This window comes from Jeotgalibacillus aurantiacus (assembly GCF_020595125.1).
Taxonomy (GTDB): domain Bacteria; phylum Bacillota; class Bacilli; order Bacillales; family Jeotgalibacillaceae; genus Jeotgalibacillus; species Jeotgalibacillus aurantiacus.
This window is the reverse complement of the sequence record NZ_JACNMS010000002.1, coordinates 639,561-663,845: the sequence shown is the minus strand read 5'-3', so window position 1 is coordinate 663,845 and position 24,285 is coordinate 639,561. Positions and strand designations below refer to the sequence as shown.

The window sequence follows — 24,285 nt, the reverse complement described above, 5'->3', positions numbered from 1 at the left end:
AAGTACATTTAATAGTGATGAAGGTGTGCTAGACAATTGAATATTCACCTCATTAAGGGTATTGTTACCTTATAGACAACAGAAGAATTATAGCATTTCCTGCAGTAAATGAAAATAAATCTCTGCGGGTGTTTTTGAAAGGAAGCGTGAAAAATGGAATATCAATACCCTATTTCAATGGATTGGTCGACAGAGGAGATCGTTGACGCTGTTAAGTTTTATGGAGCAGTGGAAAGAGCTTACGAGAAATCGGTCAACCGTGATGACTTTATGACCCTTTACAGACGGTTTAAAGAGATTGTTCCCTCAAAGTCAGAAGAAAAAACCATAGACAGGGAATTTAGCGAAATGAGCGGTTACTCAATTTACCGGGCTCAAAAAAAAGCCCGTGAAACGGAAGCGGGACAAAACTTTTCGATGAAATAAAAAGCGGCCGGTTACATGGGTTCACTTATGTGAGTCCCGGGTAACCGGCCGTTTTATTTATTTCTGCTGGGCAGTCAGCGCAAGCTTGTACAAAGGAATCAGCTCTTTAAATGTTTCTTTAATGAGTGGAATGAGCTGATCAGGATCTGACACAATGTCAGACTCTTTGTTAATTCTTCTCCCGGCAAGAAACTCAGCTTTTTTAATGTTTTCAAACCGTTCAAGCACGTGAAGAAAATCTCCTTCATTCATTTCGCTTATTTTTTTCGCCTCTTTTTTCGTGTGATCTACTGAAATCCATCCATCCTCAGGTAAAATCTTTACGACCTGGTCAAATGATTCAATCATTTCCCTCGCGATATTCTGTTTTTCAGGAAGCTCATAAATAAATGCAACCCAGATAAACAGATGGTCATCCCATAATCCAACCTGGAAGTGCGGTAATTTTTTGTAGCCCCGTTTATTAGGTGAGACGGCCATCCACGTATCCTTTGGCGGATTGACAGACCGTCTGGCATGTTTAGCAATATGAAGATAAAGCTCTTCGTCCAATTCCCGCTCCAGGTATGGCACCAGCTCTTCTCCGAGTGATCTGAATACAGGCTGAATACGTTCTCTTATTAACTCCATTCTTTCATCAAGACCGGGAGTAAGAAAGACATCAAATTCTTTTTCTGTGAATGCAGTTTTCATGAAAAAACCTCCGTTATATGCTCCAAAAACAAACTGGCAGTTTGAGTTGTCTGAATTATGGCTATAATAAAATTAACGGACCAGCCTGTCAGGCAAAGATTAAATTTATTCTAGCACAGGCATTCACCGTGAATAAACTGAAGTGTACTGAATAAGATGCTGTAAAGAAGATCAAAAAGAGAGAGGAGTGCATGGGCATGAAACAGGTCATCCAGGTAACAAGAAAAAGAGACTACAAACAGGAAAGACTGGCTGTGCTTCGCATGGAACTGGATTACGAACTGGCTGTGCTTTTTGAAGCAATGGAAAATGAGGACAGAGCAGCTATGGACCGGGCAAAAGATAAACTCTTTTCCATCCGTCGCGAACTCCTCGATCTCAATGGTTTTATCGCATGAAAAACTTAAAGGATGTTATTGTTCAGCAAGGCTAAGACGAACGCTTTTACAAAAGCGTTCGTCTTAGCCTTGCTGAATTTAGCCGTTTTCCTTGCCTTGAGACAGTCATTCAGCTACTGTATAGGCAAGATATCATTGGCAGGAGGTACCCCTTTATGAATCAGACCCGGAATGAAATGGACCGTTTTGCAAAGGAATTAATTAAAAAAGCCGGTCAGACCATTATTAAATCGTTTGATGACGTTCTTAATATAGAAACAAAAAGTAATGCAAACGATCTTGTAACGAATATGGACAAACAAATCGAACGCTTTTTTGTAAAAGAAATACAGGGTAAGTATCCAGATCATAAAATTCTCGGTGAAGAGGGCTTTGGAGATCAGGTTACATCACTTGATGGTACCGTGTGGATTATTGATCCAATCGACGGAACAATGAATTTTGTTCATCAGCAGCGGAATTTTGCGATATCAATTGGCGTGTACGAGGAAGGGGAAGGCGTTCTCGGATATATTTATGATGTGGTTCATGATGAATTATATTGGGCTTCAAAGGGAGAAGGAGCTTATTTAAATGACAGGAAGCTCTCACCGTTAAAAGAGGTGAAGCTTGAGGAATCAATTCTGGCATTGAATGCTACATGGGTAGCTCCTCATGAAAGAATTCCGTTCGAAGCGTTTACTCCGCTGGTCAGAAAAGCACGTGGAACAAGGTCTTATGGTTCAGCGGCCCTAGAGCTTGCATATATTGCGACGGGTGGTATTGATGGATATATGACCATGCGTCTTGCGCCTTGGGACGTAGCGGGAGGAAAAGTCATCATCGAGGAAGTTGGGGGCAAGATGACGGATCTGTCAAACCACCCACTGAATCTGATCGACAGCTCTCCGGTGTTTGCCGGTAATGCGACCCTTCATGATGAAATTTATACTGAATATCTGAGTAAATATTTTAATCATAAAACAATAAAAGAAGACTGAACCATCCACTGGTTCAGTCTCTTTTTTTGCGGTTATTCAGCACTCTGCTCCCGCATTTTCTTTTTTGTTTTAAATCCAAGTCCGAATATCATGATAAATACAACCAGAGAAATTAAAATGCCCGTAACGCTGCGCTCAGCAATCGCGATCCCGATCGCAGACATTGCAACGACAGCAAGAATCGCTAAAAAAAGAAAAATTCCGTTACCGTTTTTCATCGTCATCCTCCTCATATACGTATATTTTACATAATCCATTTCTTTATTTCCACCTATTGTGATACAATAGTACAGTTAGAATAGATTAGAACGTTAAAACAGGAGTGAAATAATGACTAATATCAGGCAAGACCTTCGAAACATTGCAATCATTGCTCACGTTGACCACGGAAAAACAACTTTAGTAGACCAGCTTTTAAAACAATCAGGTATCTTTCGTTCAAATGAGCATGTAGAAGAACGTGCAATGGATTCGAATGACCTTGAAAGAGAACGCGGTATCACCATTTTAGCAAAAAATACTGCGATTCAATATAAAGATACCCGCATCAATATTCTTGATACACCGGGACACGCAGACTTCGGAGGAGAAGTAGAACGGATCATGAAAATGGTTGATGGCGTTCTGCTTGTTGTGGATGCATACGAAGGCTGTATGCCTCAGACACGTTTCGTATTGAAGAAAGCCCTTGAACAGAACTTGACACCAATCGTTGTCGTAAACAAAATTGACCGTGACGCTGCACGTCCAGCTGAAGTAATTGATGAGGTTCTTGAGCTGTTTATCGAGCTTGATGCTAACGAAGACCAGCTTGAATTCCCGGTTGTTTACGCATCGGCTATTAATGGAACAGCAAGTCTTGATCCGGAACAACAGGATGAAACGATGGAATGTCTGTATGACTCGATCGTTGAAAACATCCCTGCTCCAGTAGACAACAGCGAAGAGCCGCTTCAATTCCAGATTGCTCTTTTAGATTATAATGACTATGTAGGACGTATCGGAATCGGACGTGTATTCCGCGGAACAATCGAAGTAGGTCAGCAGGTTTCGCTGATGAAGCTTGATGGATCATTCAAAAATTTCCGTGTGACAAAAATCTTTGGCTTTATGGGGCTGAAACGTGTTGAAGTTCAGTCTGCAAAAGCGGGAGATCTAATTGCAGTTTCCGGAATGGAAGATATCAACGTCGGTGAAACGGTATGTCCGGTTGATCACCAGGATGCACTGCCGGTTCTTCGTATCGATGAGCCAACTCTTCAGATGACTTTCTCTGTTAACAACAGCCCATTTGCAGGCCGTGAAGGGAAATTTGTTACTGCCCGTAAAATTGAAGAGCGTCTTTTAGCGCAGCTTGAGACAGATGTCAGCCTTCGTGTAGACCCGACTGATTCACCGGATGCATGGGTTGTATCAGGACGTGGTGAGCTTCACCTGTCTATTCTGATCGAAAATATGCGTCGTGAAGGATATGAGCTCCAAGTATCGAAGCCTGAGGTTATTGTCCGTGAAATCGACGGTGTGCGCTCTGAGCCGGTTGAACGCGTTCAAATTGATGTTCCTGAAGAATACACAGGCTCAATTATTGAATCAATGGGTGAGCGTAAAGGTGAAATGCTTGATATGATTAATAACGGTAACGGACAGGTGCGTCTTGTATTTATGATCCCTGCACGTGGCCTGATTGGTTATACGACTGAATTCATGACGCTTACACGTGGTTATGGAATCATCAACCATTCATTCGACAGCTACCAGCCGATGCAACAGGGCCGTGTAGGTGGACGAAGAGAAGGTGTACTTGTTTCTATGGATAAAGGGCAGGCGTCACAGTATGCCATCCTTGGTGTAGAAGACCGCGGTACGATATTTATCGAACCAGGTACAGAAGTATATGAAGGAATGGTTGTCGGACAGCACACGCGTGACAATGACCTGACTGTAAACGTTACGAAAATCAAAGCAGCCAACAATATCCGTTCTGCCAACAAAGAGCAGACAACGACCCTTAAAAAGCCAAGACTGATGACGCTTGAAGAATCACTTGAGTATCTGAACGATGATGAGCTTTGTGAAATCACGCCTGAGTCCATCCGTATCCGTAAAAAGATCCTGGACAAAAACGAGCGTGAACGTTCTCAAAAGAAAAAGAAATACGCTGAAATGGGTAACTAATTAAGAGGAGTTGAAAGTCTCCATGGTCAATGTGGAAGATCGTCTCTCGTTTTTCCCGGCACTGTACCGTGTAGATACAAATCCTGATGTAGGTATGTGGTATCTATACATCACGATCGTGCTTCTATCAATTTTAGTTTATAAGCTTGGCTTTGCGAAAAAGCTGCCATTGCTTAAAAATGCTTTAATCTACCTTTTCCTGATCACAGGCTGTACCGTTCTGACGTTCCTGGCCATTTTCCTGCCGGTTACAGAAGGACTGATCATTGCAGCTCTCATTCTGATCATTTACAAGATCAGACTGCGACGTGAACAGGCTAAAGGTAACGTATGATATGTAAGAAGGATCGACACGCGTCGATCCTTCTTTTTTTATTTCAGTCATGTGTTTCAGCTCATTCTGCCGCAGTAGACTCTTTAAATCATTCCATCGTTTCAAAAATGTATTCTTTCTAACTAAAGAATAATTCAATCACTCCCCCGCAAAACCGCATTATCTCATCATTCCATCCATTCGACTAATCGCCCGTCTGCGGGAGAGATGCCTCATGTCAATTTCCCGTTAGAATTGTTATCAGATTTTTTAAAAAATCTAGAGGACCGGGGGCATCCGTAGACTCCCTCGGCAGAGGAGCGACAGGTGAAACAGCGTAACGCGAAGCGTTAGCTGGTTCACCGCGCGGCCGCGGAAAGCGAAGGATGCCCCCGGTCCGGTTTTATAAAACCTCCCCTCTCACACCTCACATAGGCGCGTTAAATAAAAAAATTTTAAAAAATTCAAAATCCCTCTATATCAATCATGAAAACGCATACAATTTAATTAAATATTCTAATTTGTCTAAAAATTATAAATTAGCCTGTTGACGGACTTGTATATCCGCGTTATGATTGTCAACAATTCAAGCATATCAAGCACTGATACTCGATATTATGTTGATGGAAGGAGTGAATAAGGTGAGTGAACAATTAATCTTTCTTGACGGCGAATACGTCACAAAAGAAAATGCGAAAATTTCCGTTTATGACCACGGATTCCTATATGGCGATGGGGTGTTCGAAGGGATTCGTTCCTATGATGGAAATGTCTTTCGACTCGAAGAGCATCTTGTCCGGTTATATGATTCAGCAAAGTCAATTTTGCTTGAAATCCCTTATACGAAAGAGGAAATGAAACAAATTGTCATTGAAACACTCAGAAAGAACAACCTGACAAACGGTTATATTCGATTAGTTGTTTCACGGGGCGTTGGCAATCTTGGGCTTGATCCTTTTACTTGTAAGAGACCGAGCGTCATTGTCATTGCAGAATCCTTAGCACTATTTCCGAAGAAGCTTTATGAAACTGGAATTGAAATTGTAACGGTTGCGAGCAGAAGAAACCGTTCTGATGTATTAAGTCCTAAAGTGAAATCACTGAATTATTTGAACAACATTCTCGTTAAAATCGAAGCAGGTCTCGCTGGTGTTCCTGAAGCCCTTATGCTGAATGACCAGGGATATGTAGCTGAAGGTTCTGCCGATAATATATTCATTGTTAGAGGTAATAAGATTCTCACGCCGCCAGGATATGTTGGGGCGCTGGAAGGTATTACAAGAAACGCAATCATTGAACTGGCTAAGAAAAAAGGTTATCAAATGGAGGAAGCTGTTTTCACAAGACACGATGTGTATGTGGCAGATGAAGTTTTCCTTACTGGAACAGCTGCAGAAGTGATTGCAGTGGTTAAAGTGGATGGGCGCCAGATTGGTGAAGGCGAACCGGGTAAAGTGACAAAAGATCTTTTAAAAGAATTCCGTGAACTTGTGATAGAAGACGGAGTCAAGGTATATAATTCAACATTACATGCAGGGTAATTCATTTATCTATCAACTTTTGTGAGTTAAAGCAATCATACGTTAAATCATTGATGAGGTTAAAGTATTCAGTAAGCGGTATTTACAGAGAGCCGAGGATGGTGGAACCCGGTATTACTAGCTGAGTATGACATCCCCTCGGAGTGGGGCACTGAAATTTTCAGTAGGTGCTCACGGACATGAAAGTGTTCGTTATCAGTGAACAGTTTATCTGTTCAGGAGGCAGCAACAGCTGCGAAGTAGGGTGGTACCATGAAAAGTCTTTCATCCCTATACAAAGGATCCATGATCTATTTGTATGGGCTTGAAGGACTTTTTTTATTTTGATTATAAAAATAAAACAGATGAAACGTGATTGAAGGAGGCGCTAATCGATGAGCGTGCAGGTAAACGAAAAGCATGATCAGATGAAAGCACTTGGTGGAGATGTGGAAAAGTCAGCGGCACAGGGTGCAGATGTATTTATACAATCCCTTCAAAATGAAGGGGTGGAAATGATCTTCGGTTATCCGGGTGGAGCTGTACTTCCTATCTATGATGCTCTATACAAGAATCCGATTCCTCACATTCTGGCCAGACACGAACAGGGGGCCATTCACGCGGCTGAAGGGTACGCAAGAGTCTCCGGTAAGACGGGGGTTGTAATTGCAACATCAGGCCCTGGTGCAACGAACCTGGTAACAGGCATTGCTGATGCCATGATGGATTCCCTGCCGCTTGTTGTATTTACCGGTCAGGTAGCCAGTGCAGTCATCGGTACAGACGCCTTTCAGGAGGCGGACATTGTAGGCATTACACAGCCAATCACGAAGCATAACTATCAGGTCAAGGATGTAAACGATCTTCCAAGAATCATTCATGAGGCATTTCATATCGCTTCTACCGGCAGACCTGGACCTGTTCTAGTCGATATTCCTAAAAATGTTTCAAATGAAATTTTCACGCTGTCAGAAGTAAAGCAGACTGAAGTGGATCTCCCGGGTTATCAGCCGACAACATCGCCAAACTTTCTGCAGATTCAAAAGGTGGCACAGGCGATCCAGAAAGCGAAAAAGCCTTTGATTCTGGCTGGAGCAGGTGTGCTGCACGCCAAAGCGTCTGAAGATTTAGTGAAATTTGTTGAACAGTCAAAAATTCCAATTACAAACACACTGTTAGGATTAGGAACCATCAAAGGGGATCACCCTCAGTTTCTTGGAATGGCAGGTATGCATGGAACCTATGCAGCCAACATGGCCATTTGTGAATGCGATTTACTTATCAACTTCGGTGCAAGATTTGACGACCGGTTAACAGGAAATCTTGATCACTTTGCACCGAATGCACACATCGTTCATATCGATATTGATCCAGCTGAAATCGGAAAAAACGTTCCAACGGATATCCCGATTGTGGCAGATGCAAAAGAGGCGCTTCAGTCCCTTTTAAATCTCGGTGTTGTAACAGATGGATTCAGTGAATGGACCAATCACCTGAATAAGCTGACAGAGGAGTTTCCTCTATTCTACAAGCAGTCTGAAGAAGGAATCCTTCCTCAGCAGGCGATTGAAATGATCCACAAGCATACCGGCGGAAATGCCATCGTCACAACAGATGTTGGACAGCATCAGATGTGGGCAGCTCAATATTATAAATTTAACAACCCGGATCACTGGGTAACCTCAGGAGGGCTTGGAACCATGGGATTTGGTTTCCCGGCAGCGATCGGGGCACAGCTGGCAAAACCGAAAGAAACGGTTGTTGCGATTACAGGTGACGGAGGATTTCAGATGACGCTGCAGGAGCTGTCGCTGCTGCAGGAAAGTCAGATTCCTGTCAAAGTCATCATTTTAAATAATCAGTGTCTGGGAATGGTTCGTCAATGGCAGCAAACCTTTTATGAAGAAAGATATTCTGAATCACTGATGCCTTCCCAGCCTGACTTTGTAAAACTTGCTGAAGCTTATGATATCGAGGGCTATAAAGTGAGCACGGTTGAAGAAGCTGATCAGGTATTTGAAAAAGCATTAAAGTCCAATAAGCCGGTATTGATCGATTGCCGGGTTAAACAGATTGAAAATGTTTACCCGATGGTTGCACCAGGCAAAGGGCTTCACGAAATGTTAGGGGTGAAAGAATGAAGCGAGTTATCACGACTACCGTGATCAATCAGAGTGGCGTGCTAAACCGCGTCACAGGGCTGCTGATGAAAAGGCAGTTCAACATCGAAAGTATCACAGTCGGACATACAGAGCAACCGGGCATCTCGAAAATGACATTTGTCGTTCATGTAGAAGATCAAAGGAAACTTGAACAGCTGTTAAAGCAGCTTCAGAAGCAAATTGATGTGTTAAAGGTAAATGACATTACGGACAAAGCAATTGTCACAAGAGAGCTGGCACTGATTAAGGTGCTTTCACCTCCGGCAGTCCGGAGTGAAATCACCAGTATTATTGAACCTTTCCGGGCAACCGTTATTGATATGAGTAAGAATGTCATAACGGTACAGGTAACAGGTGATCCGGAAAAGGTTGAAGCCTTTATTGATTTAGTAAGACCATATGGAATTAAAGAACTGACAAGGACGGGAGCAACAGCTTTTGTCAGGGAAAACCAGAAAACACCGTCACAGCAATTATCTATTTTATAAACCCACATACTTAGGAGGAATTTATTATGGTAAAAGTTTATTACAATCAGGATATCAACGGATCTTTAGAAGGTAAGAAAGTAGCCATCATCGGGTACGGTTCACAGGGTCATGCACACGCCCAGAACCTGAAAGATACAGGACATGACGTTGTAGTTGGCGTACGTAAGGGAAAATCATGGGAGCAGGCAGAGCAGGATGGACTTGAAGTAAAGTCGGTCCGTGATGCAGCTGAAGAAGCGGATATCATTATGGTCCTGCTTCCGGACGAGCGTCAGACCGCTGTTTATGAAGAAGAAATCAAACCGGGCTTGCGTCCAGGAAAATCTCTCGTTTTTGCACACGGATTTAATGTTCACTTTAATCAGATCGTTCCACCTGAGGACGTAGACGTTTTCCTTGTAGCGCCAAAAGGTCCGGGACACCTTGTACGCAGAACTTTTGAATCAGGAGCTGGCGTACCTGCACTATATGCTGTTTACCAGGATCGATCAGGTCACGCCGAAGAGACAGCTCTTGCTTACGCGAAAGGAATCGGAAGTGCGCGCGCAGGTGTCTTGAAAACAACCTTCAAGGAAGAAACGGAAACGGACCTGTTCGGTGAGCAGGCAGTATTATGCGGCGGGTTAACATCCCTTGTAAAAGCAGGCTTTGAAACGCTTGTGGAAGCTGGCTATCAGCCGGAACTAGCCTACTTTGAATGTTTACACGAGCTGAAGCTCATTGTGGATCTGATGTATGAGGATGGCATGAGCGGTATGAGATATTCGATTTCAGATACAGCACAATGGGGTGACTTCGTATCCGGTCCGCGTGTTGTAGATGCAGATACTAAGGCACGCATGAAGGATATCCTGACTGATATCCAGACAGGTAAATTTGCAAAAGGCTGGCTGCTTGAAAACCAGTTGAACCGTCCTGAGTTCACAGCGATTGAAAACAGCGAAAAGGAACATCAGATCGAAAAGGTGGGACGTGAGCTGCGCAGCATGATGCCGTTTGTTAAAGCCGGTAAAAAACAAGAGAAAGAAGTGGTCGCGAGTGCGAAAAATTGATGTCTTTGATACAACACTTCGGGATGGCGAACAGTCAGCAGGAATAAACCTGAATACAGCAGAGAAACTGGAGATTGCAAAGCAGTTAGAGCGATTTAACGCTGATGTGATTGAAGCGGGCTTTCCCGCTTCCTCACAGGGCGATTTCGAAGCCGTTAAGAAAATTGCCCAGACCGTAAAAGGCTCGATCGTCACAGGGTTGGCACGGGCTGTTGAAAAAGATATTGATACTTCCTGGGAAGCGCTCAAATACGGTGAACAGCCGCATATTCACATTTTTTTGGCCACTTCACCAATCCATATGACGCATAAACTCAAAAAAACACCTGATCAGGTCGTAGAAATTGCAGTTGAATCAGTGAAACGGGCGAAAAAGAACTTTCCTCTCGTGCAATGGTCAGCAGAAGATGCTTTCCGTTCTGATCCTGAATTCCTTGCACGGATCGTAAAGGAAGTCATTAAAGCAGGAGCGACAACGATCAACCTTCCGGATACAGTCGGTTACGCAACACCTGCAGAGTACGGAGCGATGTTCCGTTATCTGAAAGAAAACGTGACAAACATTGACCGTGTTAAGCTTTCAGCACACTGTCATAACGACCTTGGGATGGCAGTGGCCAATACAATCGCTGCAATTGAAAATGGAGCCGACCAGGTTGAGGGAACGATTAACGGACTCGGTGAACGCGCCGGAAACGCAGCGCTTGAAGAATTAGCGGTTGCGCTGCATATCCGTAAAGACATCTTTAACTTTGGCACAGATGTCAAACTCGATGAAATCAAACGCACGAGCCAGCTTGTCAGTCAGTTGACAGGAATGGCGATTCAAGCGAATAAAGCCGTTGTCGGTAAAAATGCTTTCGCACATGAATCCGGTATTCATCAGGATGGCGTGCTGAAGGAACGTTCCACTTATGAAATCATTACACCTGAACTCATTGGGGAAAGCTCAAACCGGATCGTGCTCGGAAAACATTCCGGCCGTCACGCATTTAAAGACAAAGCCATTGCACTTGGCTTTGAACTGAGTGATGAAAAAATTAACGAAGCATTTAAAGCATTTAAAGCACTTGCTGATAAGAAAAAGGAAATTTCAGAAGATGACCTGTATGTGCTGTTAACAGATCAACAGATTCAGGAAGAGGAAGTTCCGGTATACGAATTGAAATCCGTACAGGTTCAATACGGTAATGGAAGCATTCCAACGGCATCCGTTTCAGTTGTATCACCTGAAGGTCAGCTTCTTCAGGAGGCTTCAACAGGATCAGGAAGCGTAGAAGCGATCTGTAACACGCTGGAGCGCCTAGTAAAAGGAAAAGTTCATCTGCTGGATTATCGTGTTACATCAATTGGTAAAGGAAGAGACGCACTTGGGGAAGCGGTTGTCAACATGACTTATAACGGACAATCCGTCACTGGACGGGATGTGGCGCAGGATGTACTGGAAGCATCAGCTAAAGCCTATTTAAACGCCATCAACCGCCAGCTTGTAAACGAACAAAAACGCGCATTAGCCAAAACCGTATAAAGGGGAGAATACATCATGAAAAAAACAGTAGCAGTTCTGCATGGAGATGGAATCGGACAGGAAGTAACAGAATCGGCCGTGAAGGTCCTCCAATCGATTGGACGCCGGTTTGATCATACGTTTCAGATTGAAAAGGGTCTGATTGGCGGAATTGCTATTGATCAGACAGGAAATCCTCTGCCAAAGGAAACGGTAGAGCTTTGTGAAAAAAGTGACGCAGTACTATTAGGAGCAGTCGGCGGTCCGAAATGGGATCAGAACCCTTCTGAGCTGCGTCCGGAACGCGGGCTTCTCGGGATCAGAAAACACTTCGGATTATTTGCCAACCTTCGACCTGTAAAAGCGATTAAAGGAATGAGTGAAGCCTCTCCTTTAAAGGATCATCTGTCTAAAGATGTTGATATGATGATCGTTCGTGAACTGACTGGTGGTCTTTACTTCGGTGAACCAAAGCGTAAAACGCACAATGGTGCCGTTGATACAATGAGTTATTCCAGAGAGGAAGTCGAGCGGATCGTTGAGCAAGGCTTTGAGCTTGCCAGACTCCGTAAAGGAAAAGTGACATCAGTGGATAAAGCCAATGTGCTTGAAACAAGTAAGCTTTGGAGAGAAGTCGTTGAGGAGAAAAAATCGCATTACCCGGATGTGGAAGTTGAACATCTGCTTGTAGATGCAGCGGCCATGAAGCTGATCACACAGCCAGGCTCATTTGATGTTGTCGTAACAGAAAATCTTTTCGGTGACATTTTAAGTGACGAAGCTTCTGTTTTAACCGGATCGCTCGGCATGCTGCCGTCAGCAAGTATCCGTTCAGACGGCTTTGGCCTTTACGAACCAGTCCACGGGTCAGCACCTGATATTGCAGGCTTGAACATTGCGAACCCTTCCGCTGCAATCCTGTCTGTTGCCATGATGATGAAATACTCTTTCGGAATGGAGACAGAAGCAGCGGCGGTGGAAGCGGCAGTATACAGCGTTTTTGAAGATGGATACTGTACAACCGACGTCCAGAAATCCGGACATAAAGTTTTATCAACAACAGCATTTACAGATAAAGTAGTAGAAGAGCTTGAAAGGGAATTTGTATCAGATCACATTCTATCTGCTTATGTGTAAGAATGGGAGGCACTTTAAATGGCGAAAACAATTATAGAAAAAGTCTGGAACAACCACGTTGTTCATCAGGAGTCCGGTAAACCGGATCTTTTATATATTGATCTTCACCTGATTCACGAGGTGACCTCACCTCAGGCGTTTGAAGGTCTCCGCCTTAAAGGGAGAAAGGTAAGACGTCCTGATTTGAGCTTTGCGACAATGGACCACAATGTCCCGACAAAAAATCGTGATGTAATTAAAGATCCCATTTCCAAACAGCAGATGAGCACGCTTGCTGATAACTGTAAGGAATTCGGTATTCCGCTTGCACATATGCACCATCCGGATCAGGGTATCGTTCACGTTATCGGGCCTGAGCTTGGGTTAACACAACCCGGCAAAACAATTGTATGCGGAGACAGCCATACATCAACACATGGCGCTTTCGGGGCACTGGCTTTCGGGATTGGAACAAGTGAAGTGGAGCACGTTTTATCCACACAGACACTTTGGCAGTCCAAGCCGAAAACAATGGAGATCCGAATTGAAGGTGAGCTTGGTTTCGGCGTGACAGCAAAAGATGTCATTCTTGCAATCATCGCAAAATTCGGTGTGGATGCCGGAACCGGTTATGTAGTGGAATACACGGGTGACGCGATTCGTAAAATGACAATGGAAGAGCGTATGACCATCTGTAACATGTCCATTGAAGCAGGAGCAAGAGCGGGTCTGATCAGTCCGGATGAAACGACAGCGGATTATCTGAAAGGACGTGCACATGTTCCGGATGACGAATATGAAGCATTAAAAGAAAAGTGGCTTGATTATGCTACGGATCCGGGTGCCGAATATGACCGGACGCTTAAGATTCATACAGATGAAATCGAACCGTTTGTAACGTGGGGGACCAACCCTTCGATGGGATCAGGTATTTCATCAGCCATTCCACACGCGGAAGACTATGATGATGCAGGAAAACAAGAAGAATTAAAGCAGGCACTCGAGTACATGGATCTGAAGGAAGGCCAGGCTCTTTCAGATATAGAAATCCAGCACGTCTTCATCGGTTCGTGTACAAACTCCCGCATTGGCGACCTACGCGCTGCAGCTAAGGTGATTGAAGGACGCAAGGTTCATCCAAACGTCACTGCCATTGTGGTTCCGGGATCATTTACCGTAAAAATGAAGGCTGAACAGGAAGGACTCGATCAGGTCTTTAAAGAAGCTGGATTTGAATGGCGTGAGTCCGGATGCAGCATGTGTCTTGCGATGAATGATGATATCGTTCCGGCAGGGGAGCGCTGTGCCTCCACTTCGAACCGTAACTTTGAAGGCCGCCAGGGAGCAGGAGCGAGAACGCATCTCGTCAGCCCCGCTATGGCAGCAGCGGCAGCTGTAAACGGACGTTTCACCGATGTCAGATCAATGGTCAACGTACACGCATAGAAAGGAGGCTGACAGATGGAGCCTGTAAAAAAACTGAGCAGCACGATTACACCGCTTGACCGTATAAATGTTGATACGGATCAGATCATTCCAAAGCAATTTTTAAAAAGAATTGAACGTACAGGGTTCGGTCAGTTTCTCTTTTATGGCTGGCGCTTCAACGCTGATGGTTCTCCAAACGAAAAATTTATTCTGAACCAGCCTCCCTACAAGGATTCAGAGATTCTTGTTGCGGGACATAATTTCGGGTGCGGGTCTTCACGTGAACATGCACCATGGGCTCTGCAGGACTATGGTTTTAAAATCATTATTGCTCCAAGCTTTGCCGATATTTTTTACAACAACTGTGTAAAAAACGGGATACTCGCAATCCGGCTTGAGGAAAGTAAAGTGAAACAGCTTTTAGAAGGTGGGAAAGAAAAGCAAAGTGTCACGGTAGACCTTGAATCACAGAGTATTCACTACAATGGGGAACAGTGGACATTTGATATTGATCCTTACTGGAAACAGATGCTGTTAAACGGCTGGGATGAAATATCGATTACATTCCAATACGAAGACGCAATCAGGCAGTATGAAGAGCAGCATCATTAAAACGGATAACATTTGAGAGGATGATCGACTTGGGAATTTCTACGACACAGGTGCATTATTTGACGCAGCAGAAACATTAAGCGGTGTTGTTCACAGGACACCATGTAAACAATCACTTACCCTGAATCAAAAAACGGGTCAGGATGTATGGATGAAGCTTGAAAACCTTCAGAAGACCGGCTCTTTTAAAGTAAGAGGTTCGTACAATAAAATCGCTTCATTAACTGAGCTAGAATGCAAACGCGGCATTATCGCGGCTTCAGCCGGGAACCATGCCCAGGGTGTTGCACTCGCCGGTAAGAAAAGAAATGTACCGGTTACGATTTTTATGCCTTTATCCACACCGGATTCAAAAGTGAATGCGACGAAGGAATATGGCGCAGAAGTCGTTTTGACAGGTGAATCTTTTGATGAAGCATATGCTGAAGCCATGAAGCGTCAGTCTGAGACCGGAGCGGTGTTTATACATCCATTTGATGATTTGAAAATCATTGAAGGACAGGCGACAGCAGCACTGGAAATGCTTCAGCAATGTCCGCATCTCGAGAGAATTTTCGTACCGGCAGGCGGAGGAGGGCTTCTTGCAGGAACAGCACTTGCTGTAAAAGCAATCAAACCTTCCGTTAAAGTGATCGGGGTTCAATCCGCTTCAGCACCTGCAATTGCGGCTTCCTTTTACGGTCAGGACAGCCTTGGTGTACCGTTTTTACCAACCATCGCTGAAGGGATTAAAGTGAAGTCTCCCGGTGAGCTGACGTTATCGATCATCAGAAAATATGTTGATGAAATGGTAACCGTTACAGAAGCAGAGATCGCAGAAGCCATTCTATTTATGCTTGAAAGAGAAAAAATGTTAGTGGAAGGCGCAGGAGCGGCGGGTGTTGCAGCCATCCTGAGCGGGTCTTTACCTTATACATCCGGGGAGACAGGAGTGATTGTCAGTGGAGGAAACTTTGATGTATCAAAGCTTGTGCAATGCCAGGAGCTCGTCAGCCAAACGAAAAAACCGAAAAGCAAGTTAATCATTTGATCAAAATCATAACGGATCAGTTTTTATAAAACCGTGCCGGGTCATTGCCAACGGAATGACCCGGCACATTTTTGTAGACTTGCTTTGGATTTTTGTATGAAACTATGTCGTTTGGAAGTTAAGCGAACATAAAGTACGGAAATGCAATGATGGAAAAACTTTTCTCATTTTGGTGACGCGGACCTTAATGTCGATAGCATGGTCATTTATGTCGCTATGCAAGCTGTTTATGTCGATATTCACATTGTTTATGTCGATAAACTATTACAAAGGGGTCAAATTGTTATAAAGATAAGAAATTATGTTGATAGACATTTGATTTATGTCTCTAACACTCCGGATTATGTCGAAAGCATCATAGAATCTGTTTAAAGAGGATTCGGTTACATTATTCATCCTTATTTCCGGAAATGAACCTCCGATCATCGTAAGCAAATCACTTCAGTATATCCATTGTATACCATACCTTTTGAAAATTGCACGCTGTCATTCCAATACAAAAACAGGACGGCACCTATGATGGTGCTGTCCTGTTTTCTGTTTAAAAATCTTTTTCAATTTTTCTTGAGCTTTTATAAAACTTGAAATTTCCGGTGGCAACCCGCTTTTTCGTTTTTTGTGCAATTCTTTCATTGCAATCTTCACAAAGGTAAGTGTGAATCGGACGATTACGCAGTTTTTTTGCCAGCGGACTGAAATCTTCGATGGATTCAATTTTATCACAGATAAAACATTTTACCCTCATTATGAGAAACTCCCCTCAGCTGTCTGCTTTTCATCAGTATATCATTAATCGGTCTATTTACATAACTGTGTCCGGATTATTCTGTCAGTCGCTTTTGAAATAAGATATAATAAGCAGAAAAAGGAGTGGAACATTATTGGCAAACCGTGTAGAGGATAAACTTATTCCTTCTTTATATGAAGAGTTTTTACATGAGCGATTTGTTCAATTGGCAACAGTGGATCATCAATCTGGCGGTACGAATGTTGCTGCGCTATCATGGGTTCATGCTAAAGATGAGTCGACCATTCTTTTTGCGGTTGATCACCGTTCGCGAATTATTCAAAACATTAAGAAGCAGCCTCTTTGCTCTTTATCTATTATTGCTTCCGGAAGTACATTTTCGATCAGTGGAAAAGCACAGGAGGCTGGACAATCTTCTTCAGATGTGCCAATCGGGCTATCAATCATTCAATTGTCCATTGACGAAGTGAGGGACGTTATGTTTTATGGGGCAAAAATTGTGACTGAACCTGCGTTTGCGAAAACGTATGATGAAGAGGCGGCGAGAAGGCTTGATGAGCAGGTGATGGAGGAGTTAAGAAAATATTAAGTCAGAAAAATTTACTGAACAAAAAAGATGATGCGGCGTGCTGCATCATCTTTTTTGTTAGGAAACGGTGATTTTTCTTACATTCCTGATCGGGTTCGATTTGTTAGAACCATCAGGGTAGAGAATGTGAATAGGTCCATCTTCGCGTAAAGGCTTTCCTTCTTCTGAAAAGGCAGCAATCAACTCAAAAGCTTCCTGAATGCTGAAGGAATGGACACTGTCTTTTGTTGAAATGACGACTTTACTTGCGTAAGACTCAGGCTCTGCATTTAAGATGAAAGGTTTCAGTTTTATTCCGAATGTTCCTGTCATCAGCTTTTCTTTTTCATATTTCTTCTGGTTACCTGATCCCTGCTTTGGGAGCTGTGCCCCTTCTTTAATTTCGCGTGAAAAGTGTTCTGCTACTGCTTTTGAATACTGCTCAATTTCATCAATTTCCACCTGTTCTGTATCGAAATAAGTTTTAAGATCAATTTTCCGGTCATCAAAAATCCATACACCCGGATCCAGTGTCAGCTGATACTTTACTGCACCGGATAAAGGAATGATGTCGCTCATGTTAAAGCCCCCTGTTCTGTTTCTTCTCATAAAAGTATACATGGATTATGGAAGCTTGTCACATTCGTCTGTGTACAATAAGATCCTCTTAAATTCTGACTGAGTGAGCGCGGCGCCGCTTGCAATTTTGCCGTTAAAACGCTAAACTTTATGAAAGAGCAGTCATCAAAATGGTGAATTGCAACAAGAATGGATTGGGGGGATCAGTGTGACATCAGAGATGAAAATCGATCATCGTGAAAAAGCCTACGAGCTTTTACGCAAAGATGCCGAAAAAATAGCGCAGCTAATCAAAGTTCAAATGGATAACTTAACGATGCCCCAGTGTCCATTGTACGAAGAGGTATTAGATACGCAAATGTTTGGGTTATCCCGTGAAATAGAATTCGCCGTCAGGCTCGGGCTTGTGGATGAAGCAGATGGAAAATCGTTAATGGATTCTCTTGAAAAAGAGATGTCGGTTCTTCATGATGCTTTTACCAATAAATAATCAATTACCGCTCAAACAATATTTTTTGATTGTTTGGGTTTTTTTATATCGAAAATAGAGGATTTTTAACGATTCTCGTTGAATAAATATACAAGATGGGACTGATCGCAATGTCGACCATTCTGAAAAGAATGTTCAGGTCTTATGACTATTCATTAATGGCTGTATACATACTTTTAGCAGTATTTGGAGTTGTCATGGTCTATAGTGCGGGAATGGTCCACGCTGTGGAAGTGCTTGACCTGCCACCCGACCACTTTTATCAAAACCAGCTGAGGCATTTAATCATCGGCATCATCGGCTTTATGGTGATGGCATTTATTCCTTATAAGATTTACAAGGAAAAGGGAATGCTGATGTTGATTTTTGGCCTGATGTTTGGACTATTAGTTCTTGTTCATATCATTGGAACAGAAATCAACTTCGCTCAGAGCTGGATTGTGATCGGTGGATTCAGACTGCAGCCGTCTGAATTCGCGAAACTGGGGATGATTGTTTATTTAGCTGCGGTTTACGCTAAAAAGCAGTCCTATATTGATGAATTTAACAAAGGGGTTATGCCGCCGATTGTCGTGCTTGTCTTTGCCTGTTTTCTGGTTGCAACGGAACCGGATTTTGGTACAGCAGCGATTATTTTTGCTATCGGATTGAGCGTTATTATTGCGTCAGGAATGAAGGTTAAGAGCATGCTGAAGGTTGCAGGACTAGCCGCAGGTTTCATCACAGTTATTGGCGGGGTATTGTTATTGTTTAAACGTGATCTTTTTCAGACGATTTTTTCCGAGGAAAGAATTGGAAGAATAGCGGCTTATCAGGATCCATTTGCTCATATTAGTGATAACGGCTGGCAGCTTGTCGGATCTTATTACGCAATAGGTAATGGTGGAATATGGGGAACCGGGCTCGGTCAGAGTGTTCAGAAGCTGGGCTTTCTGCCGGAACCACATACGGATTTTATCATGGCCATCATTGCTGAGGAACTCGGAATCCTTGGGGTCGGTTTTGTGCTGATTGGTCTGATGTACATAGTACTCAGGGGGATTGTAACAGGTATGAAAAGCAGAGACCGTTTCGGCCGGATGCTCGCAGTGGGAATTTCAAGTATGATCGGGATTCAGGCCTTTATCAATCTCGGCGGAATGTCCGGGCTGATTCCAATCACAGGTGTGCCACTTCCATTTATCAGCTATGGAGGTTCTTCACTAATTCTGCTGTCCCTTTCAATGGGGCTTTTGCTGAATGTATCAATGTTTGTGAAATATGAGGAAAGGTACTTTACCAACAACAAAAAAGAAGCCCCTGTGCCAGTTCAGGACAGTAAACCTGTGTATGCACAAAAGAGAGTTGGAAGAAATCAGTTTCAATAACAGCTTATGATCTTGTAGGAGGTAGATTTGATGAAGAAAATCAGTAAGGTATTAGTAGCCAATCGTGGAGAAATTGCGATTCGAGTATTCCGTGCATGTACGGAACTGAACATAAGAACGGTCGCTGTCTATTCTAAAGAGGACAGCGGTTCGTTCCACCGCTTCAAAGCAGATGAAGCATACTTAGTAGGAGAAGGTAAAAAACCGATTGATGCATACCTGGATATTGAGGGTATCATTGAAATTGCAAAACGTGCAGGCGTTGATGCGATTCACCCGGGATATGGATTCCTGTCTGAAAACATTCATTTTGCCCGACGCTGTGATGAAGAAGGAATTACGTTTATTGGACCGACTTCTAAACATCTGGATATGTTTGGAGATAAGGTGAAAGCGAGACAACAGGCTATTAATGCAGGTATTCCGGTTATTCCGGGTAGCGATGGCCCGGTTTCGAGCCTTGAAGAAGTTGAGAAGTTCGGTGAAGAACATGGCTTTCCATTTATTATTAAAGCATCACTCGGCGGAGGCGGACGCGGCATGCGAATTGTCCGTTCAGCTAAGGATGTAAAGGAATCCTATGACCGTGCAAAGTCTGAGGCAAAAGCTGCGTTTGGCAATGACGAAGTATATGTGGAAAAATTCATAGAAAATCCTAAGCACATTGAGGTGCAGATTCTTGGTGATCATGATGGTACAATCATTCATCTGTATGAGCGTGACTGCTCCATTCAGCGACGTCACCAGAAGGTTGTAGAAGTGGCACCGTCTGTTTCTCTTCCTGAAGGACTCCGCGATGAAATCTGTGATGCGGCTGTTAAGCTTGCAAAGAATGTTCAATATGTAAATGCAGGGACAGTAGAATTTCTTGTAGCAAACAATGAATTTTTCTTTATTGAAGTAAATCCACGCGTGCAGGTTGAACACACGATTACAGAAATGATCACGGGCGTTGATATTGTTCAGTCCCAGATCATGATTGCTGAAGGGCATTCACTTCATGGTGAAAAGATGGGAATCCCTGTGCAGGATAAGATCCAGCTGAATGGCTTTGCGATTCAGTCGCGTGTAACAACTGAAGATCCATTAAACGGGTTCATGCCTGACTCTGGAAGAATCATGGCCTACCGTTCCGGAGGAGGATTTGGGGTTCGTCTGGATGCAGGTAACGGCTATCAGGGTGCTGAAATTTCAGCTCATTATGATTCACTTCTTGTTAAAGTATCGACCTGGGCATTGACATTTGAGCAGGCTGCAGCCAAAATGGTCAGAAATTTGCAGGAATTCCGAATTCGTGGAATTAAAACGAATATCCCATTCCTTGAAAATGTAGTGAAGCATGAAAGCTTCCTGAATGGTGAGTATGATACATCCTTTATCGATACGACGCCGGAGCTTTTCCTGTTTCCTAAGCGGAAAGACCGCGGGACAAAAATGCTTGCTTACATCGGAAATGTAACGATAAATGGGTTCCCGGGAATTGATAAAGGTGAAAAGCCGGATTTTGGACAGCCAAGAATTCCGAAAGTCAATTTGCTTGCTGAACCTCCTGCAGGAACAAAACAGATCCTGGATGAGCGTGGAGCTGACGGATTAAAGGAATGGGTAAAAGAGCAGAAGGATGTTCTCGTAACGGATACAACTTTCCGTGATGCGCACCAGTCCCTGTTGGCGACACGTGTAAGAACTGTAGATCTGAAGCATATTGCAGATGCATCTGCACGTATGCAAAGTGAGCTGTTTTCATTTGAAATGTGGGGAGGGGCAACCTTCGACGTTGCGTACCGCTTCCTGAAGGAAGACCCTTGGATGAGGCTGCTAACGCTTCGTGAAAAAATTCCAAATGTACTGTTCCAGATGCTCCTTCGTGCATCAAATGCCGTCGGCTACAAGAACTATCCTGATAATGTGATCCAGGAATTCGTTCAGAAATCAGCCTATGCAGGAATCGACGTCTTCCGTATCTTCGACAGCCTGAACTGGGTCAAGGGAATGGAAGTAGCGATTGAGGCTGTACGTGACTCTGGTAAAGTGGCTGAAGCAGCCATCTGTTATACAGGAGATATTCTTGATCCTACAAGAACAAAATATGATACTGATTACTATAAAGCACTTGCCAAAGAACTTGAAAACCAAGGCGCACATATTTTAGCAATCAAGGATATGGCTGGACTGCTTAAGCCTGAGGCAGCATACCGCCTGATCTCAGAGCTTAAAGATACGGTTGATCTTCCAATCCATCTTCACACGCACGATACGAGCGGAAATGGGATTTTCCAATATGCGCGCGCCGTTGAAGCCGGAGTAGACATCGTTGATACAGCACTGGGCTCAATGAGTGGACTGACTTCCCAGCCGAGTGCAAGTTCATTGGCATATGCACTGAAAGGAAATACACGTCAGTTGAAAGTGGACGTAGATCATTCCGAGACGCTTTCTCATTACTGGGAAGACGTTCGTAAGTATTACGCACCATTTGAAAGCGGCATGAATTCTCCTCACTCTGAAATTTATAAGCATGAAATGCCGGGCGGACAGTATTCGAACCTTCAGCAACAGGCGAAAGCTGTCGGACTTGGCGGCCGTTGGGAAGAAGTGAAGGATATGTATGCACGTGTAAATCAGATGTTTGGAGATATTGTGAAGGTAACACCGTCTTCAAAGGTTGTCGGTGACATGGCACTGTTTATGGTGCAAAACGATCTGGATGAGGAGAGTGTAATCGCAAAGGGGAATTCAATCGACTTTCCTGACTCAGTCATTGAGTTGTTCTCAGGTTATCTTGGACAGCCTCACGGAGGTTTCCCAGAAGATCTGCAGAGAGTGATTCTAAAAGGTAAAAAGCCGATCACGGTTCGTCCGGGTGAATTAATGGAGCCGGTTGATTTTGATAAGCTGAAGGAAGAAATGTTCCATGAGCTTGGCCGTCCTGTTACGAACTTTGATGCACTGGCGCATGCCCTGTATCCAAAGGTGTTTAAAGAATATACCGAAATGACACAGCAGTTTGGTGACGTTTCAGTCATTGATACGCCAACCTTCTTCTATGGCATGAAGCTTGATGAGGAAATTGAAGTCGAGATCGAAACAGGTAAGACGCTGATTCTTAAGCTTGTATCAATTGGTGAGCCGCGTAAAGACGGCACGCGCGTTCTGTATTTTGACTTAAATGGTCAGCAGCGTGAAATTGTGATCCGTGATGAAAGCATTAAGTCCACGGTTGCAGTGAAGCAGAAAGTGGATCCTTCGAATCCTGAGGAGCTCGGGGCAACGATGCCTGGAACAGTGCTGCAAGTTGTTGTATCTAAAGGTGATCAGGTCAAGCAGGGTGACCACCTGCTTATTACGGAGGCCATGAAGATGGAAACAACGGTACAGGCACCATTTGATGGAACGGTTGAAGACATTTTCGTTGAAAGCGGCGAAACACTATCGCCGGGAGATCTTCTTATTAAGTTGAAGAAAGACAGTTAATCTGCATAAAACCGGGCCTAGATAAAGGAAAGCGGAGGAGTCCCCCGTTACGGTTTTAAAAAAAATCAAAAAAAGAAGCTGATATCAGCTTCTTTTTTTGATGTTTATTTTACTTCTTGATATGAGTAGCAGGAAGTAGCTTAGTAAACCGAATAATAGAGAGATAATTAATGCGTGGGTAAGGGCGAGCAGCAGGTTGAGTTTTGTTACGACAACGAGTGCGCCTGTAATGACCTGTGCAGTGACGAGACCGAAAGCGATCATCCATCCGTAATACATAACCTTCTGATGTTTATAGTTTTTATAAACAATATAAGCTACGTAAGCAATCCATATAAAAATTAGTGCCGCAGCCATGCGGTGTCCCATCTGGATCCACTGAAGGTAGTTCAGGGAAACGGAGGACCAGCTGTCGTTTACGCAGAATGGCCAGTCTGGGCAGGCAAGGCTTGCTTCTGTATGGCGGACGAATGCACCTGAATAGACCACACCGAAAATGTAAACCATCAGGCCGACGGTATGATATCGGATCCGTTTGTCAATGACTAAAGTAGACGCATCAAATTTTTTGTCTACTTCAAAGATTAATAGTGTTAAAAGTAATACGGCTGCAAAAGAGATTAAGGAGATCCCGAAGTGAGCAGCCAGGATGATATCTGAGTGCCCCCAGACAACGGCTCCTGCACCGAGTAAAGCCTGCAGCATCAGGAAGAAGAAAGCCAGTATAGCAAGGAAATTGGTTTCCCTGATATGTCCAATTGCACGCCATGACCAGATTGATAAAGCAAGGACGAGAAAGCCTGCACCTGCTGATACAACACGGTGAGCGAGTTCGATGATGGTTTCTAGGGGCAGTTCGTCAGGAATGATCTGCCCGTGACAGAGTGGGAAGGACTGACCACATCCCTGTCCGGAATCTGTTTTTGTTACAAGTGCTCCGCCTAACAGGACCATCAGCATGACAACTGTGGTCGTTACGGCTAAAAGCTTCAGCCATTTAGATTGCAAATTCAGTCACCTTCTTACTTATAGTAAAGTCCATAAAGGACCGTCCGTTTCATTGCATTAGTTCTATTATGGTACAGAATGGACGTCACGTGTAGCTTTTTTCATAAATAGACACAGATTATTCAACCGTTGTGACATATAACTTTCA

The 24,285-nt window shown here is 43.7% G+C and carries 22 protein-coding genes, 1 pseudogene and 1 other annotated feature; of the genes and pseudogenes, 18 read left to right on the top strand and 5 right to left on the bottom strand.

Features of this window, described 5'->3' with window-relative positions:
* Positions 1 to 153: 153 nt before the first annotated feature.
* Positions 154 to 426 carry a UPF0223 family protein gene (locus H7968_RS08120; RefSeq protein ID WP_227395660.1) on the top strand — a complete coding sequence of 91 codons (273 nt, stop codon included), beginning with the start codon at positions 154 to 156 and terminating at the stop codon, positions 424 to 426.
* A 57-nt stretch (positions 427 to 483) separates the two neighbouring features.
* Here the strand turns inward: H7968_RS08120 and H7968_RS08115 are convergent, their stop codons facing one another.
* Complete coding sequence (locus H7968_RS08115) at positions 484 to 1,119, bottom strand: YktB family protein (RefSeq protein WP_227395659.1); 636 nt, start codon at positions 1,117 to 1,119, stop codon at positions 484 to 486.
* Between the two features lie 197 nt (positions 1,120 to 1,316).
* Between H7968_RS08115 and H7968_RS08110 the strand changes: the two genes are divergently transcribed.
* Both H7968_RS08110 and H7968_RS08105 read left to right on the top strand, forming a co-directional pair.
* Positions 1,317 to 1,517, top strand: coding sequence for a hypothetical protein (locus H7968_RS08110; protein WP_227395658.1), 201 nt, complete (start codon positions 1,317 to 1,319; stop codon positions 1,515 to 1,517).
* Between the two features lie 155 nt (positions 1,518 to 1,672).
* Complete coding sequence (locus H7968_RS08105; RefSeq protein WP_227395657.1) at positions 1,673 to 2,497, top strand: inositol monophosphatase family protein; 825 nt, start codon at positions 1,673 to 1,675, stop codon at positions 2,495 to 2,497.
* A gap of 32 nt (positions 2,498 to 2,529) precedes the next feature.
* Here the strand turns inward: H7968_RS08105 and H7968_RS08100 are convergent, their stop codons facing one another.
* Positions 2,530 to 2,754 carry a YlaF family protein gene (locus H7968_RS08100; RefSeq protein WP_227395656.1) on the bottom strand — a complete coding sequence of 75 codons (225 nt, stop codon included), beginning with the start codon at positions 2,752 to 2,754 and terminating at the stop codon, positions 2,530 to 2,532.
* A gap of 73 nt (positions 2,755 to 2,827) precedes the next feature.
* Between H7968_RS08100 and typA the strand changes: the two genes are divergently transcribed.
* The 11 genes and pseudogenes from typA to H7968_RS08045 form a co-directional block, all read left to right on the top strand.
* Positions 2,828 to 4,672 carry a translational GTPase TypA gene (gene typA / locus H7968_RS08095; RefSeq protein ID WP_227395655.1) on the top strand — a complete coding sequence of 615 codons (1,845 nt, stop codon included), beginning with the start codon at positions 2,828 to 2,830 and terminating at the stop codon, positions 4,670 to 4,672.
* A 22-nt stretch (positions 4,673 to 4,694) separates the two neighbouring features.
* Complete coding sequence (locus H7968_RS08090; RefSeq protein WP_227395654.1) at positions 4,695 to 5,006, top strand: YlaH-like family protein; 312 nt, start codon at positions 4,695 to 4,697, stop codon at positions 5,004 to 5,006.
* Between the two features lie 620 nt (positions 5,007 to 5,626).
* Positions 5,627 to 6,526 carry a branched-chain-amino-acid transaminase gene (ilvE, locus tag H7968_RS08085; protein WP_134372097.1) on the top strand — a complete coding sequence of 300 codons (900 nt, stop codon included), beginning with the start codon at positions 5,627 to 5,629 and terminating at the stop codon, positions 6,524 to 6,526.
* 41 nt (positions 6,527 to 6,567) lie between these two features.
* Positions 6,568 to 6,801 (top strand) — a binding site (T-box leader).
* A gap of 132 nt (positions 6,802 to 6,933) precedes the next feature.
* A complete protein-coding gene (ilvB, locus tag H7968_RS08080; RefSeq protein ID WP_227395908.1) occupies positions 6,934 to 8,646 on the top strand; it encodes an acetolactate synthase large subunit in 1,713 nt (570 codons plus the stop codon).
* The gene (ilvN, locus tag H7968_RS08075) at positions 8,643 to 9,155 is read left to right on the top strand and encodes an acetolactate synthase small subunit (protein WP_134372093.1); all 513 of its coding nucleotides are present in this window, start codon (positions 8,643 to 8,645) and stop codon (positions 9,153 to 9,155) included. Before ilvB ends, ilvN begins: the two co-directional genes overlap by 4 nt.
* Before the next feature lie 26 nt (positions 9,156 to 9,181).
* Positions 9,182 to 10,210, top strand: a complete 1,029-nt coding sequence (ilvC, locus tag H7968_RS08070) for a ketol-acid reductoisomerase (RefSeq protein WP_227395653.1) — start codon at positions 9,182 to 9,184, stop codon at positions 10,208 to 10,210.
* Positions 10,197 to 11,738 carry a 2-isopropylmalate synthase gene (locus H7968_RS08065; RefSeq protein WP_134372089.1) on the top strand — a complete coding sequence of 514 codons (1,542 nt, stop codon included), beginning with the start codon at positions 10,197 to 10,199 and terminating at the stop codon, positions 11,736 to 11,738. Before ilvC ends, H7968_RS08065 begins: the two co-directional genes overlap by 14 nt.
* A 15-nt stretch (positions 11,739 to 11,753) precedes the next feature.
* On the top strand, positions 11,754 to 12,854 hold the full coding sequence (leuB, locus tag H7968_RS08060; protein WP_227395652.1) for a 3-isopropylmalate dehydrogenase: 1,101 nt from the start codon (positions 11,754 to 11,756) through the stop codon (positions 12,852 to 12,854).
* A gap of 18 nt (positions 12,855 to 12,872) precedes the next feature.
* Positions 12,873 to 14,279: a 3-isopropylmalate dehydratase large subunit gene (gene leuC, locus H7968_RS08055; protein ID WP_227395651.1), complete on the top strand. Its 1,407-nt coding sequence runs from the start codon at positions 12,873 to 12,875 to the stop codon at positions 14,277 to 14,279.
* A gap of 15 nt (positions 14,280 to 14,294) precedes the next feature.
* Positions 14,295 to 14,873, top strand: coding sequence for a 3-isopropylmalate dehydratase small subunit (gene leuD, locus H7968_RS08050; protein ID WP_227395650.1), 579 nt, complete (start codon positions 14,295 to 14,297; stop codon positions 14,871 to 14,873).
* Positions 14,874 to 14,967: 94 nt separating this feature from the next.
* Positions 14,968 to 15,903, top strand: a pseudogene (locus H7968_RS08045) (threonine ammonia-lyase); the annotation flags it as partial.
* A 541-nt stretch (positions 15,904 to 16,444) separates the two neighbouring features.
* On the opposite strand, the gene H7968_RS08040 reads toward H7968_RS08045, so the two are convergent.
* On the bottom strand, positions 16,445 to 16,648 hold the full coding sequence (locus tag H7968_RS08040; protein WP_227395649.1) for a YlaI family protein: 204 nt from the start codon (positions 16,646 to 16,648) through the stop codon (positions 16,445 to 16,447).
* A 136-nt stretch (positions 16,649 to 16,784) separates the two neighbouring features.
* Between H7968_RS08040 and H7968_RS08035 the strand changes: the two genes are divergently transcribed.
* On the top strand, positions 16,785 to 17,240 hold the full coding sequence (locus tag H7968_RS08035; protein ID WP_227395648.1) for a pyridoxamine 5'-phosphate oxidase family protein: 456 nt from the start codon (positions 16,785 to 16,787) through the stop codon (positions 17,238 to 17,240).
* Positions 17,241 to 17,297: 57 nt separating this feature from the next.
* Here the strand turns inward: H7968_RS08035 and H7968_RS08030 are convergent, their stop codons facing one another.
* The gene (locus tag H7968_RS08030; protein ID WP_227395647.1) at positions 17,298 to 17,798 is read right to left on the bottom strand and encodes a peptidyl-prolyl cis-trans isomerase; all 501 of its coding nucleotides are present in this window, start codon (positions 17,796 to 17,798) and stop codon (positions 17,298 to 17,300) included.
* Between the two features lie 208 nt (positions 17,799 to 18,006).
* On the opposite strand from H7968_RS08030, the gene H7968_RS08025 reads away from it, so the two are divergent.
* From H7968_RS08025 to pyc, 3 genes are all read left to right on the top strand, one after another.
* Positions 18,007 to 18,288 carry a YlaN family protein gene (locus tag H7968_RS08025; RefSeq protein WP_227395646.1) on the top strand — a complete coding sequence of 94 codons (282 nt, stop codon included), beginning with the start codon at positions 18,007 to 18,009 and terminating at the stop codon, positions 18,286 to 18,288.
* Positions 18,289 to 18,407: 119 nt separating this feature from the next.
* The gene (locus tag H7968_RS08020; RefSeq protein ID WP_227395906.1) at positions 18,408 to 19,655 is read left to right on the top strand and encodes an FtsW/RodA/SpoVE family cell cycle protein; all 1,248 of its coding nucleotides are present in this window, start codon (positions 18,408 to 18,410) and stop codon (positions 19,653 to 19,655) included.
* Positions 19,656 to 19,685: 30 nt separating this feature from the next.
* Positions 19,686 to 23,129: a pyruvate carboxylase gene (gene pyc, locus H7968_RS08015; RefSeq protein WP_227395645.1), complete on the top strand. Its 3,444-nt coding sequence runs from the start codon at positions 19,686 to 19,688 to the stop codon at positions 23,127 to 23,129.
* An 84-nt stretch (positions 23,130 to 23,213) separates the two neighbouring features.
* Here pyc and H7968_RS08010 read toward each other — a convergent pair whose 3' ends face one another.
* Entirely contained in the window at positions 23,214 to 24,143 is a 930-nt protein-coding gene (locus H7968_RS08010; protein WP_227395905.1) for a COX15/CtaA family protein, read from the bottom strand.
* Between the last annotated feature and the right edge of the window lie 142 nt (positions 24,144 to 24,285).